9 protein-coding genes are annotated in these 14,759 nt (G+C 63.0%); 3 read left to right on the forward strand and 6 right to left on the reverse strand.

The features are described 5' to 3' along the window. Window positions 1–48: 48 nt before the first annotated feature. The 6 genes from glgX to WFR25_RS13640 all read right to left on the reverse strand — a co-directional run bounded on the left by glgX (window position 49) and on the right by WFR25_RS13640 (window position 10,667). Window positions 49–1,938: a glycogen debranching protein GlgX gene (glgX, locus tag WFR25_RS13615; RefSeq protein WP_336971570.1), complete on the reverse strand. Its 1,890-nt coding sequence runs from the start codon at window positions 1,936–1,938 to the stop codon at window positions 49–51. Then, entirely contained in the window at window positions 1,935–3,377 is a 1,443-nt protein-coding gene (gene glgA, locus WFR25_RS13620; protein ID WP_336971573.1) for a glycogen synthase GlgA, read from the reverse strand. The genes glgX and glgA overlap by 4 nt, the downstream gene beginning before the upstream one ends. Window positions 3,378–3,392: 15 nt before the next feature. Next, entirely contained in the window at window positions 3,393–4,652 is a 1,260-nt protein-coding gene (gene glgC, locus WFR25_RS13625) for a glucose-1-phosphate adenylyltransferase (protein WP_336971575.1), read from the reverse strand. Window positions 4,653–4,673: 21 nt separating this feature from the next. Next, window positions 4,674–6,833, reverse strand: coding sequence for a 1,4-alpha-glucan branching protein GlgB (gene glgB, locus WFR25_RS13630; protein WP_336971576.1), 2,160 nt, complete (start codon window positions 6,831–6,833; stop codon window positions 4,674–4,676). A gap of 27 nt (window positions 6,834–6,860) precedes the next feature. Continuing rightward, on the reverse strand, window positions 6,861–9,326 hold the full coding sequence (locus WFR25_RS13635; RefSeq protein ID WP_336971577.1) for a glycogen/starch/alpha-glucan phosphorylase: 2,466 nt from the start codon (window positions 9,324–9,326) through the stop codon (window positions 6,861–6,863). A gap of 99 nt (window positions 9,327–9,425) precedes the next feature. Further along, window positions 9,426–10,667 (reverse strand): serine hydrolase domain-containing protein, encoded by a 1,242-nt coding sequence (locus WFR25_RS13640; protein WP_336971578.1) that lies wholly within the window; start codon window positions 10,665–10,667, stop codon window positions 9,426–9,428. A 108-nt stretch (window positions 10,668–10,775) separates the two neighbouring features. Between WFR25_RS13640 and WFR25_RS13645 the strand changes: the two genes are divergently transcribed. The 3 genes from WFR25_RS13645 to WFR25_RS13655 are packed head-to-tail and all read left to right on the forward strand — an operon-like array spanning window position 10,776 to window position 14,698. Then, window positions 10,776–11,288: an RNA polymerase sigma factor gene (locus tag WFR25_RS13645; protein ID WP_336971580.1), complete on the forward strand. Its 513-nt coding sequence runs from the start codon at window positions 10,776–10,778 to the stop codon at window positions 11,286–11,288. Window positions 11,289–11,343: 55 nt separating this feature from the next. Continuing rightward, on the forward strand, window positions 11,344–12,273 hold the full coding sequence (locus tag WFR25_RS13650) for a FecR family protein (protein WP_336974896.1): 930 nt from the start codon (window positions 11,344–11,346) through the stop codon (window positions 12,271–12,273). Beyond that, complete coding sequence (locus WFR25_RS13655; RefSeq protein ID WP_336971581.1) at window positions 12,257–14,698, forward strand: TonB-dependent receptor; 2,442 nt, start codon at window positions 12,257–12,259, stop codon at window positions 14,696–14,698. The genes WFR25_RS13650 and WFR25_RS13655 overlap by 17 nt, the downstream gene beginning before the upstream one ends. The last annotated feature ends 61 nt before the right edge of the window (window positions 14,699–14,759 follow it).

Raw genomic sequence — 14,759 nt, forward strand, 5'->3', positions numbered from 1 at the left:
AAATCGGTTGCCTTGTGAAACTTCCTGTCTCTTTATCCTTTATATTCCCTAAGATGGAACCTTGCACATAATGGTCCGGGCGGGCACGACCACTTCACCTCCCGGCGTGGCGAAACCGATGTCGCTGTTCCATCCGTTGAAGCACAAAGTGACGCCGGAGCGGCGGTAACGGAGCATCAGGGTGCAGGCATCGGGCGCTTCCCAACGGTTCGGGGTCATCGGCTGCCCGCCAGGATCGAGCCAATCCACCGCCCCTTCTTCCAGCAGCGCGATGTCGTGAAGATCAGGCGTAGCTGCGCGCAATGCCCCCAGCGCGAACGCATGGGCCTCTATATCCCGATTCCGTCCGGCCCAATCAATCCAGCCCACCGCATTGTCCTGTGCATAGGCATTGTTGTTGCCTTGCTGGCTACGGCCGAACTCGTCGCCTGCCGTCAGCATGATCGTACCACGCGACAGGAAAAGGGTGGAGAGTAGCGCCTTGACGTCACGCACACGGGCGGCCTGGATGGCGGGGTCTTCGCTATGCCCTTCCACTCCATTGTTCCAGCTATGGTTTTCGCCATGACCGTCGCGATTCTGCTCACCATTCGCCTCATTATGCTTGTGGGCATAGGCGGTGAGGTCGGCGAGGGTGAAGCCATCATGGGCGGCAAGGAAATTGACGGTGCGGGCGACTGAACCCTGGCCCAACAGGTCCGTCGATCCGGCAAGCCGTGTGGCAAAAGCACCCAGCATATGGGGCGCTCCGCTCCAGAAACGGCGCATATCATCGCGATAGCGGTCGTTCCATTCCAGCCAATTCTCGCCGAAACTGCCCAGTTGATAGCCGCCGGGTCCGATGTCCCAGGGTTCTGCGATCATGATGCGGTCGGCGAGCAGAGGATCAGCGCGCATCTCCGCCAATAATGGCGCATCGGCGTGGAAACCATCCGCCAACCTCCCAAGGGCCGGGGCAAGGTCGAAGCGAAAGCCGTCTATTCCGGCCTGCGCAACGAACCAGCGGAGCGAGTCCAGGATCAAGCGACGGCTGACCGAGTGGTTGCAATCGATGCTGTTGCCCGTGCCGGTGTCGTTGATCAGGCTGCCATCAGCCGCGTGGCGGAAATAGTGGCGGGCATCCAGCCCTCGAAGCGACAGGGTTGGCCCCAGCATGTCACTTTCGCCGTCATGGTTGTAGACCATGTCGAGGATGACGCCGATGCCCGCAGCATGAAGCGCCGCGACCGTATCGCGCAGCTCGGCAATCCCGCCGGGCGCAAGGCGCGGGTCCAATGCGAAATAGCTGACCGGATTATAACCCCAGGCGTTACGGAGGCCCAGCGGCGGCAAATGCCGCTCGTCGATCCAGGCGTTGATCGGCATGAGTTCGATCGCGCCGACGTGCAGGCTTTTGAGATGGGCGATGATGGCGGGATGAGCGAGCGCGGCTATGGTGCCGCGCTGCTCTTGCAGCACGTCGGGGTGGAGCATGGTGAAGGCGCGGACCTGCACTTCATAGATGAGGCCGCCGGGGGTGAAGAGTGGTGGTTTTGGAGGGAGGGCAGGCGCTAACGCTTCTACCATGCCTTTGGGCATCAGCGATGCGGTGTCGCTCCCCTGCCCGCGCGGGGCAGCCAGTGCGGGATCATGTTCGAAGGCGCGGTCGATCGCTATCGCATAGGGATCTAGCAATAGTTTGTCGGGGTCGAACCAGAGGCCCGCAGGCGGATCATAGGCGCCATCGGCGCGCAGGCCGTAACGGGTGCCGGGGCCTGCATTGGGCATCACGAGCGACCAGATGCCCTGATCGTCACGCGCCATGGGCAAGCGCGTTTCAAAGTCTTCATTGTCGAACAGGCATAGCCAAAGGGCGATGGCGTCAGGCGACCAGACGGAAAAGCGTGTTCCCTGCCCTTCGGCCACCGGTCCCAGAAGCGACAGGTCAACGGGGTTCACGCGCCACGCCGTACCAATTGTTCAAACAGCATAGCATAATGAGCGGCGCTGTGCGTCCAGGAAAAATCCGCTTTCATGCCTGATTTCTGAAGGGCGGGCCACGTTCCTGCGGTGCCGTGCAGGCGAACGGCCTTGGCTATCGCGCCGTGCAGGGCCATCGCGTCGTTGGCGGGGAAGTGCAGGCCGGTGGCGACGCCTGCGCTTAGTGCCGCTTCGTTGGCGTCGATGATGGTGTCAGCAAGCCCCCCTACCCGCGCGAGCACGGGCACACAACCATAGCGCAGGCCATAAAGTTGCGTCAGGCCGCAGGGTTCGAAGCGCGAGGGGATCAGGATGGCGTCCCCGCCTGCCTGCATGAGATGCGAGAGCGGTTCGTCATAACCGATCTGCACCGCGACCCGGCCCCTATGGCGATCGGCAGCGGCAAGAAAGGCGCCCTCGATCGGATGGTCACCCGATCCCAACACCGCAATCCGTCCCCCTAGTCCCACCAGATGGTCAAGCGCATCGACGAGCAGGTCCATGCCCTTTTGCCAGGTCAGGCGGCTGATGACGATGAAAAGCGGGCTATCATCCTGTCCCAGCCCAAATCGCTTTTCGAGCGCCCGGCGATTGGCGGCGCGGGTCGCAAGGGCGCGGGCAGTATAAGGCCTTGCGATCAACTTATCAGTAGCCGGATCCCAGATCGCGGTATCGATGCCGTTCAATATGCCATGCAGCTTGTCGGCGCGGCCCCGGATCAGGCCATCAAGGCCCATGCCGTCATGGGGCGAGCAGATTTCATGGGCATAGGTCGGGCTAACCGTGGTGATCGCGTCGGCGGAGACGAGGCCAGCCTTCAGGAAGCCGATGCCACCATAATATTCGACCCCGTCGACGCCCCACGCCTCTGGCGGCAGGCCCAGCGCAGCGAAAATGTCCGCCCCGAACCGGCCCTGAAAGGCCAGATTGTGGATGGTCATCACGCGGGGCAGGGCATGAGCGGGACCGAACCGCATATAGGCCGCCGCCATCGCCCCCTGCCAGTCATGGGCGTGGACGAGCGCGGGTCGCCAGCCCGTGATACTACCCGCCGCAATATCCGCCGCGACCCGGCCAAGCGCGGCGAAACGGCGCCAGTTGTCGGCCCATTCATTGCCCACAGCATCGCCATAGGGACCACCCGGCCGCGCGTAGAAATCCGGCGCGTCGAGGATCAGCAGGTCGAGATCACCGACCTTCGCCGCCAGCAGGGTCGCCGGGGCGCCGAACAGGTCGTCATAGCGGACAAGTTTGCGGGCCTTGCCGACAGCGCCAAGCACCGCCGGGTAACCGGGCACCAATGTACGGACGGCAACACCCTGACGCCCCAGCGCTTCGGGCAGCGCGCCGGCCACGTCGGCCAGCCCCCCTGTCTTGATGAGCGGAAAGATTTCGGAGGCAACCGCCAGAACCTGCATCGATAGGGGCATCTTTTAAAGCACCAGCCGGTCGATCATCGGTTGGGTGATGAGGCAGACGCCATTATCCGACCGTCGGAAACGGATGGCATCCTCCTCCGGATTTTCACCCACCACCAGATCGGCGGGGATGGAGATCCCCGAATCCACCACGCATTTATGTAGCCGCGCGCCCCGCCCGACCGTGCAATCGGGCATGATGACGCTTTCGGTGACGGAGGAGAAGCTGTGGGTCCGCACGCCCGAGAAAAGCAGGCTGCGGTGGAGCGATGAGCCGGACACGATACACCCGCCCGCGATGAGGGACGATGTGGCGGAGCCGCGACGGCCATCTTCATTATGCACGAACTTGGCGGGCGGGGTGACCTCCGAATGGGTCCAGAGCGGCCAGCTTCGATCGTAGAGGTCGAGCGAAGGGACGACATCGGTGAGGTCAATATTGGCCTGCCAATAGGCGTCAAGCGTACCCACATCGCGCCAATAGGGCACCAGTTCGCTTTCCGCGCGGACACAACTGCTGGAGAAGCGATGGGCGACGGCTTTGCCATGCTTCACCATATAGGGGATGATGTCGCTGCCGAAATCCCGCGAGCTGTTGGGATCGTCGGCGTCGCGGCGCAGATGTTCGATCAACAGCGCGGTTTGGAATACGTAAATGCCCATCGACGCCAGCGCCATGTCGGGCTGACCGGGGATGCTGGGTGGTGTCTTTGGCTTTTCAAGGAACTGGGTGATGACGCCCTGATCGTCGACATGCATGACGCCAAAGCCGCGCGCTTCCTTCAGCGGCACTTCCAGGCAGCCGACGGTGACGTCCGCGCCGCTGTCAACATGCTGCTGGAGCATCAGCTCATAATCCATCTTGTAGACATGGTCGCCCGCCAGCAGAACCATATATTCGGGCGCATAGCTTTCGATGATGTCGATATTCTGGAACACCGCGTCCGCCGTCCCCTCATACCATTGATGTTCCGACACCCGCTGGCTGGCGGGCAAGATGTCGAAGCTTTCGTTGCGTTCGGTGCGAAAGAAGTTCCAGCCGCGCTGGAGGTGCCGGATCAGCGAGTGCGCCTTATATTGCGTCGCGACGCCGATGCGTCGGATACCGCTGTTGAGCGCGTTGGAGAGGGCAAAGTCGATGATCCGCGCCTTGCCGCCGAAATGGACGGCGGGCTTGGCGCGTCGGTCGGTGAGTTCGGCGAGGCGGCTGCCGCGCCCCCCCGCCAGGACATAGGCCATGGCGTCGCGACCAATGGGTTGATTTCGTGGCTGCATCGGTCCTGTCCTTCGCCTTTTTTAGTTTTCCAGTTCCAGCATCAACGTCCCGAAAGGCGGGATGGTGACATTGGCCCAGCCGTCTGCGTCCGCATCGACACAACCCATGTTGCCGATGCCGCCGCCGCCATAGTCGGCCGCGTCGCTGTTCAATATCTCGCGCCAGCGGCCAGCCCGCGGCAGACGCAGGCCGTAGCCGGGGCGCGGAACGGGCGTGAAGTGGCTGATGACGACGATCGGCGCGGCTCCCGGCGCCATTCGTACCCAGGCGAAGACCGAATCCTGCGCGGCATCGACCAGCACCCACTGAAAACCCTCCGGCTCGCAATCGCGGGCGTGGAGGGCGCGATGGTCGCGATAGAGATGGTTGAGGTCGGAGATGAGGCGCTGCACGCCCAGATGCGCGCTATGGTCGAGCAGATGCCAGTCGAGCGCGCGCTCTTCGTTCCATTCGGCGCGCTGGGCGAATTCCTGCCCCATGAACAACAGCTTCTTGCCCGGATAGCCCCACATCATCGTATAATAGGCGCGCAGGGTGGCAAATTTTTGCCAGTCGTCGCCGGGCATCTTGTGCAGCAGCGAGGATTTGCCGTGGACCACCTCGTCATGGCTCAATGGCAGGACGAAATTCTCGGTAAAGGCGTAGAGCAAGCCAAAGGTGATCGCGTCATGATGATGGGCGCGGTGAACGGGATCTTTCGCCAGATAATCCAGCGTGTCGTGCATGAAGCCCATATTCCATTTAAAGCCAAAGCCTAGGCCGCCGTCATGTACGGGCGCGGACACTTTGGGCCAACTGGTCGATTCCTCGGCCATGGTCATGATGCCGGGCTGGGCGGCGTAGAGTGCCTTGTTCATTTCCTGAAGGAAGGCGACCGCCTCAAGATTTTCGCGTCCGCCCTTTTCGTTGGGCACCCACTCGCCTGCCTTGCGGGAATAATCGAGGTAGAGCATCGAAGCGACGGCATCCACGCGCAGGCCGTCGACATGGAAGCGTTCGGCCCAGAACAGCGCATTGTTGACCAGATATTCGGCGACCTCGCGGCGGCCGAAATTATAGATGGCGGTGCTCCAATCGGGGTGGAAGCCCTTGCGCGGGTCTTCATGTTCGTAAAGCGCGGTACCGTCGAAGCGGGACAGGCCGTGCGCGTCGGTCGGAAAATGCGCGGGCACCCAGTCGAGGATGACCCCCACCCCCGCCTGGTGTGCGCCATCGACAAAGCGAGCGAACCCGTCCGGGTCGCCGAAGCGCGCGGTGGGGGCATAGAGGCCAGTCGTCTGATAACCCCAGCTTGGATCATAGGGAAATTCGCTGATCGGCAGAAATTCGATATGGGTGAAGCCCATGCCGACGACATAGGGGATGAGCCGCTGGGCCAGCGCGTCCCAGTGCAGGAAGTCGCCATGCTCGTCGCGCTGCCAGGAACCAGCATGAACTTCGTAGATGGAGATGGCTTCACGCCGGGCATCGACGCATGCCCAATGGGCGCGGTGGCGACCGTCGCCCCAGACATGAGCGGGCGGAGAAGCGACCACCGACGCATTGGCAGGGCGCAGTTCGCTCTGGAAGGCGAAGGGGTCAGCCTTGAGGGCAAGGATTTCTCCGTCGGCGGCGACGATTTCATATTTGTAGGGGCTGCCGGGGCCAACGTCGGGCAGGAACAGTTCCCATACGCCGCTATCCTGCCGATGGCGCATGACGCCACGCCGCCCGTCCCAGCGGTTGAAATCGCCGACCACCGACACGCGGCTGGCATTGGGCGCCCAGACCGCGAAGTGCGTGCCATCCACGCCTTCGAACGTGATGGAATGCGCGCCCAGCTTGTCGAACATGCGGCGATGGGAGCCTTCGGCGAGGAAATGGTCGTCCTGCGGGCCAAGGACGGGGCCGAAGCTGTAGGGATCGGTCAGCCAATAGTCGCTGCCATCGGCATAGATGGCATGATAGCGGAGCGGCTGGCGCTTGCGCATTTTGACCTTGCCATGGAACAGGCCCGCCGGGTGAATACTGGCTAGGTCGCCCACGACCTTGCCATCCAGCGCATGAGCGGTGACGCTGACCGCTTCCGGCAGCAGGACGCAAGCCGTCAGGCTTCTTCCGTCCGGGTGTACGCCCAATATTGCAAAGGGATCGTTGTCGCGTCCCTGAACCAGCCTCTCCATCTGGTCCTGTGTCAACATAGCGTCAGGGTTTCACACGGGGCATCGTCACAGCACCTTCCAGATTTGGGTGGCATATTCACGGATAGTACGATCGGACGAGAACCAGCCCATCCGCGCGACATTGTAGATGGCTTTCTGCGCCCAAAGCGACTGATCGGCCCAGAGCGTGTCAACGCGGCGCTGCGCGGCGGAATAGCTGTCGAAATCCGCCGCTACCATGAACCAGTCATGGGTCTGGATGCCGTCGATGAGTCCCTTGTACCGATCCGGGTCATCTGGCGAGAATACACCGCTGGCAATGGCGTTCAACGCCTGCCTCAGTTCCTTGCTCTGACCGATGACATCGGCTGGGACATAGCCGTTAGCGCGCTTGCCATTCACTTCCTGCGCGGTGAGGCCGAAGATAATGATATTATCCCCCCCCACATGGTCGCGCATCTCGACATTGGCGCCGTCGAGCGTGCCGATGGTGAGCGCGCCGTTGACGGCGAACTTCATATTGCCGGTGCCCGACGCCTCCATGCCCGCAGTCGAAATTTGTTCGGACAGGTCCGCGGCGGGGATCATCACTTCCGCCATTGAGACGTTGTAGTTGGGGACGAACTGGACCTTGAGCAGCCCCTGCACGGCGGGGTCGTGATTGACCACGCGGGCCACGTCGCCCGCCAGCTTTATGATGAGCTTTGCATTATGATAGCTGGATGCGGCCTTGCCCCCGAACAGCTTGACGCGCGGCGCCCAATCCTTTTCCGGGTGGGAACGAATCTGGTCGTAGAGCGACACCGTCTCCACCAGATTAAGCAACTGGCGCTTATATTCGTGGATGCGCTTGATCTGGATATCGTAGAGCGCAGCGGGGTCGATCCGGGCGTTCACGCGCTGACGGAGGAGGTTGGACAAGGCGACCTTGTTGGCGCGCTTTACGGCCAGGAATTTCTCCTGAAAAGCGCTGTCGGTGGCGAAGGGGTCCAGATCGCGCAATGCCTCCGCATCGTCCATGAACCTGTCGCCGATCGCCTCACGGATCAGCTCGAACAGGCCATGGTTGCACTGCATCAGCCAGCGGCGGAAGGTGACGCCGTTAGTCTTGTTGTTGATCCGCGTCGGATAGAGCCGGTGCAGGTCCGCGAACACCGTTTCCTTCATCAGATCGGTGTGCAGGGCCGAGACGCCATTGATGCTGTACGATCCGGCGAAGGCCAGATTGCCCATCCGCACCCGCCGCTCGCCGCCCTCGTCGATCAGCGAAATGGTGCCGATCGCTTGGTCATCGAACCCGCCAGCACGCCGCGCTTCGGCCAGCAGGCGGCTGTTGACGGCATAGACGATCTGCATGTGCCGGGGCAGCAACCGCTCGAAAAGGGGCACTGGCCAGCTTTCCAGCGCTTCGGGTAGCAGCGTGTGATTGGTGTAGCTGAAGGTTCGGCGGGTAATGTCCCACGCTTCGTCGAAATCGAGGCCGTGATCGTCCAGCAATATCCGCATCAGCTCCGCCACGGCGACGGCCGGGTGCGTATCGTTAAGCTGGATCGCGGCCTTGTCTGGCAAGGTCAGGATGCTTCCGAAATATTGCAGATGTCGCCTGACGATGTCCTGCAGCGAAGCGGAGGAGAAGAAATATTCCTGCCGCAGCCGCAACTCCTGCCCAGCCGACGAGCTGTCGGCGGGATAGAGGACACGAGTGAGCGCTTCGGCTCGATTGCTTTCGGCCAGCGCTCCCAGATGGTCGCCCGCATTGAACTTGTCGAGCAGTATGGGGTCGATCGGCTGCGCGGTCCACAGGCGCAATGTGTTGATCCGCTTGCCCCGCCAGCCCGCAATCGGCGTGTCATAGGGGGTAGCGATCACCCGCTCGGTCGGATTCCAGTGCATCTGGTGCGGGCCGCTATCCTCACCCTCCGCCGGGTCGACCAGACCGCCAAAGCCGATTTCATAGCTGGCCTCGCGCCGCTCAAACTCCCATGGATTGCCATGGGCGAGCCAGGTTTCGGGCAGCTCGACCTGCCAGCCGTCGGAAATCTCCTGCCGGAACATGCCGTTTACATAGCGGATACCATAGCCATAGGCGGGCACGTCCACCGTCGCCATACTCTCCATGAAGCAGGCGGCCAGGCGACCGAGGCCACCATTGCCGAGCGCCGCGTCCGGCTCCAGCGCCGCGATCAGGTCGATTTCCACGCCCAGCTTGGCGAGCGCCGCCTGCATGTCATCCAGCATTTCCATGTTGGACGCCGCATCGCGCATTAGCCGGCCGATCAGGAATTCAAGGCTGAGATAATAGACCCGCCGCCCCTGCTCCTCATAGGTTTTGTGGGTGGAATCGATCCACGCGTCGATGACCCGGTCTCGGATCGCGAGGATGACGGCGTGGAGCCAATCGTGCGGCTGCGCGGCGGTCGCGTCCTTGCCGATGCGATAGGTGAGGCGCTCCACAATCTCGCGCGCCAGGACGTCGGGATCGAACTGCCGGGGTGCGGGCTTGGGAAGAGTGGTCTGTCCCTTGGGAGTCATGGATGCTATCCCCCTGCGATGAGAGAGCGATGATTGCACGGCCCCGCCAACCCCGCCAAGTGCTATTTTGCGCTGCAGCAATAAAAAATTGGCGCTTTTTCAGGCGGGTTTGGGAAGCGGCTCCGCGGCGCGGCGCGCGATGACCGCATCCTGCAGACGGCTGCGCAGTTCGGCGCGAACGGGATAGACGGTCGAAGGCAGATGCTGGGTCATGAAGATGGCGATCAACCGTTCTACCGGGTCGATGCAGAAATAGGTCGAAAAGATACCGCCCCAATAATATTCGCCGACATTGCCCGCCGCCACAGAGGCATCCAGCGTCACCCCAAAGCCCAGGCCGAAGCCAACCCCGGCATAGCCCGCCTCGCTGAACATGGAGGTCGAGAGGGTGGTGAGATCGCGCCCGTCCGGCAAATGGTTGGCGCGCATGTTTGCGATCGTTTCGGGGCAGAGTAGCCGCGTGCCATCGAGTTCACCGCCGCGAAGCAGCATCGCTGCGAAGCGGTGATAGTCGGCGGCACCGGAGACCAGACCGCCGCCGCCAGAACAGAAGCGGACCGGCTGGCTCCAGCGACTGCGTGCGCCGCGATCGGCGAGCGAAAGGCCGCCATCCGTGCCCAGTTGCCATGCATCGGTGAGGCGGTGCACCTTGTCCTTGGGCACCTGGAAGAAGGTGTCGGCCATGCCCAGCGGGACAAAGATGCGGTCCGCGAAAAAAGCGTCGAGGCGCTGGCCGGACAGCCGCTCCACCACTACGCCCAGTACATCGGTCGATACCGAGTAATTCCACTTCTCGCCGGGGGAGAATTCCAGCGGCAGGTCTGCCAGCGCAGCGATAAATTCGTCGGAGTTTCGGCTCTGCTGAAACTCGTCGAGGCCGAGCGCGCGATAGGCGGCATCGATCGGTGTCTGGCGTTGCAGGCCATAGGTGAGGCCCGATGTGTGGCGCAGCAGGTCACGCATCAGCATGGGGCGCTTCGGGGTTCGAGCATCCTGGCCGACCCTCAACGCGCGAAACTCCGGGATCACGGTTTCGACGGGATCGCTCAGCGCGACCTGCCCCGCTTCGACCAGTATCATGAAGGCAACGGACGTGACCGGCTTGGTCATGGAGGCGATGCGGAACAGCGCGTCGGATTGGAGGGGGGCACCATCCGCCCGCGCCTGCCCCCGAGTCACCATTAACAGCGGCTGTTCATCCCGCGACACCAGCAGTTGCATATGCGGCAGCTTGCCCGTGTGGACATAGGTGGCGTCGAGATACCCGACCAGTGCGTCGAGCTTGGCCGCGTCCATGCCCAGTTCGGCCGCGCGGATCGGGTCCGTTATCTCGGTGTCCATCGGCTGCCGCGCTACCGGATCAGCGGGTTGAGGTAAAGTCGCTGGATTGCCAGCACGGCTTGCGACCATTAAGGGATCGCGCCTGACCTTTCGTGACAGGACACAAGCATGGCCGTTGGGCTGGCTGCCATCTTTCTGGAGAACCGCCCCGCCCTGCTGCGCTTTCTGCGCGCGCGCGGCGCAGGGGATGATGCCGAAGACCTTTGCCAGGACATCTGGATGAAGCTGGAAACGCGGGAGCCGGAGGATGTGACAGAGCCGCTGCCCTACCTGTATCGCATGGCCAACAACCTGATGCTGGATCGCTATCGATCCACTACGCGGCGCGAAAAGCGGGAGCAGGACTGGGCGGGCGGCGGTACTGGCGTCATGAGCGATGTTGCCAACGACGTGCCGGTGGACGAGCAATTGATCGCTGCCCAGCGACTGGAGCAGGCCGAGGCAGTGTTGCGCGCGCTTGGACCACGCGTTGAGATGGTATTTCGTCGGTTCCGGATGGAAGGCATAGGACAGCGCGCCATTGCCGAGGAACTGGGCGTCAGCCTGACGACGGTCGAAAAGGATCTGCAAAAGGCGTATCGCGCCATGCTGACCCTCAAGCAGAAACTGGATACGGAATGACGGGCGCAGTGACGTCTTGTGTCGCAAGGGGCAAGATATGAACAGGGCTGATGCCATGATCCAAGAGGAAGCGCTCGGATGGGTAATCCGAACGCGCGATCCGGACTTTATCGACTGGACGGGCTTCACCGCCTGGCTGGAGGCCGACTCGCGCCACGCCGCCGCCTATGACGTGCTGGCGACCGATGACGCGGATCTGGCGGCACTGGTGCCCAGCGAGCCGGTTATTGTGCCGCCGCCCGCCAATGATGTGGGCGAGCCGGGCTGGCGTCGGTGGCGCTGGCTGGCTGGTGGTGCCATTGCCGCTGCGCTGGTCGCGACACTGTCCATTGCCACGCTCAACCGTACAGACATCTATACCGTGACCACCAAGCCGGGCGAGACGCGCGTCATCGCGCTGGAGGATGGCACGCGGATCGATGTGAATGGCGGCAGCACGCTGAGGCTGGATCACAAGAATCTGCGCTTTGCCGCGCTCGATCAAGGCGAGGCCGCTTTCACCGTCACCCATGACGAACACGACCCGTTCCGTGTGAAGGTGGGCGAGACAGTGTTCGAGGATGCAGGCACGGTGTTCAACATCGTCCATAGCGGCACGACAACACGCATCGGCGTGTCGGAAGGGTTGGTCGTATACAACCCTGAATCCGAAGCGATCAGCCTGCCCGCCGGACGCGCATTGGTGGAGGATGCGGCGGGGCTGCGCCTGTCGGCCGTCGATCGGCAAGCTGTGGCAAGCTGGCGGCAGGGACGGCTCATTTATGACAATGCGCCGATCGGCGAGGTGACGGGCGACATATCGCGGTCGCTCGGCGTCCGGCTGGATGGCACGAGCAGCGCGAAGGCGATGCGCTTTACCGGCACGATCCTGCTGGACAAGGATGCGCCGCGCTTCTTTGCCCGCACCGCGCCGTTGCTGGGGCTATCGGCCGTGCGACAGGGCGATGCCTGGTTGCTGAAGGAGAAGGATGGCACGCAGCGCTGACCGTGCCGCCGTCCTCGCCGCCCTTATCCTGACGGCGGCATCGCCCGCGCAAGCGGCGGACAGGCAGCAGATCAGCATCGCCGGGGGACGCCTTGGCGATGCAGCGATAACGCTTGGCCGTCAGACCGGCAGCAGCATCGGCATGTCCGATCAGGCGCTGGCCGGGATCAGGGTGAAAGGCGTGCAGGGCCGCATGACGCTGGATCGTGCCCTCGCCCGCCTGCTCGACGGGGCGGGCGCGCGGGCCGTGCGCGTGGCCGAAGGCAGTTGGCGGATCGTGCGGGCGGAGAAGGCTGTGCTGCCGAATCGCCCTCCTGCCCCTGCCCCGGCACCAGCGCAGGAACCCGAGTCCGTCGACATCGTGGTTACAGCCTCCAAACGGGATATCCCCCTGCCCCACTATGCCGGCGTGGTCGAGCAGGTTGGCGGCGATCTGTTGACCGCGCAGGAGGCATCGGCGGGGACTGCGACATTGCTTACACGCGTTGCGAGCCTGAGTTCCACCCATGTCGGGTCCGGCCGCAACAAGCTGTTTATCCGCGCGATAGCCGATTCCGGCTTTTCCGGCCCCACCCAGGCGACCACCGGGCAATATCTGTCGGACATGCGCCTGAACTACGCCGCGCCTGACCCCGATCTGCGCCTCTATGACGTCGGTGGGATCGAGGTGTTGGAAGGACCGCAGGGGACGCTTTATGGGGCGGGGTCACTGGGCGGCATCATACGCATCATCCCCAATCCGCCCAATCTGGCAATGACCGGCGGACAGGTCAGCAGCGGCCTGTCCGCGACCCAGCATGGCGCAGCGGGCGGCGACCTGTCGGCGACGCTCAACATGCCCATCATTTCCGAAAAGCTGGCGCTGCGGGTCGTGGGCTATGGCGTCAACGACGCGGGCTATATCGACAATATCCTGACGGGACGGAATGACGTCAACCGAACCTATACCTATGGCGGTCGCGCGACACTGCGCATTGCGCCCGATGACGACTGGACCATCGACCTCAACGGCGTTTACCAGCATATCGAAGGGCGCGATGCGCAATATGCAAGCCGGTCCATCGGTAACCTGTCCCGCGCGTCCAGCATCGCGCAGCCCTATGATGCGGACTATCTGTTGGGCAATGTGCGGATCGAGAAACATTGGGACGACCTGCGCTTCGTTTCCTCGACCGGCTATGTTCGGCACGTCCTGTCCGAAAGCTATGACGCCACCCAGGCCGATGGTGTCCCGGCGCTGTTCCGCCAGCGCAACCGGGTCGGCATTTTCTCGACCGAGAACCGGCTGGTCCGTGATCTGGACAATGGACTTGGCTGGATATTGGGCGCGTCCTATCTGCAAAGCACGTCGGACATCAGCCGATCGCTCACCTATCTGGGGCCGACACCCGCCATGGCGCAGGCCAGCCCTATCATTCCGGGCGTGCCCATATATGGCTTTGGCCGCCGCGCGCCGACGACCGGCGTCCATAATGAGGTGCGCGAAGCCACGCTGTTTGGCGAAGCCTCCTTCGAGCCGCTGCCCGGCCTGATCGCTACAGTGGGAGGACGATTGACGCTGAGCCGCCTGGAGGGACGGGCGATTGATCCGATCGCCATCCTGTCCGACAGCGAACTCGCCCGCGCGGAGGCGCAAGCCGATCGCAACGAGACGATGTTCCTGCCCTCCTTCTCGCTGCTGACCGACAGGCTGGGTGGCGTCACCCTCTATGCCCGGTTCCAGCAGGGGTTCCGCCCCGGCGGGCTGGCAGTCGACGACCAGCGTATCCAGCGGTTCCACAATGACCGCATGTCGACGGTGGAGGTCGGGATGCGCAAGGGCGTAGCGGGTCGCGATCCCTTCGCGATCGCGCTGAACGCCGCCTACACCGACTGGCGGGACATTCAGGCAGACGTCACCGACCGGCTGGGCCTGCCGACGACTGCCAATATCGGGAACGGGCGCATCTATACGCTGGAAGGGCGTGTGGCGATCCGGCCAACGTCATCGCTCACGCTGGACGGCAGCATCATCTACAACGACAGCCGCCTTAGCCAGCCCGCGCAGTTCGTGCGCCTGCTCAATTATCAGGGTTCCTCGCTCAGCCTGCCAAATGTTGCCAATCTGGGTGGCCGGATCGCGGCGGATTATCGACTGCCGGTTGGGGATACGGGGCAATTTCGTTTGTCGGCTTCGGCCCGCTATGTCGGGAAATCGCGCCTTGGCGTTGGTCCGATCTTCGGTCAGGAGCAAGGCGATTATGTCGACACCGCCCTGTCGGCCAGCCTGCGACGGGGCGCGGTCAATTATACGCTGTCGCTGACCAACCTGCTGGACACGGTCGGCAACCGTTTTGCACTGGGCACGCCGTTCAATCTGACGGGCGATTATTTCACGCCTTTGCGCCCCAGAACCGTCAGGATGGGTGTCGATTTCGCATTTTGAGATGATCTGCGGCATTTAGGCTGACGGAAAGCCGGGACTCGTGCCGTCCCCTCCGCAGCAC

This window comes from Sphingobium aromaticiconvertens (assembly GCF_037154075.1).
Taxonomy (GTDB): domain Bacteria; phylum Pseudomonadota; class Alphaproteobacteria; order Sphingomonadales; family Sphingomonadaceae; genus Sphingobium; species Sphingobium aromaticiconvertens.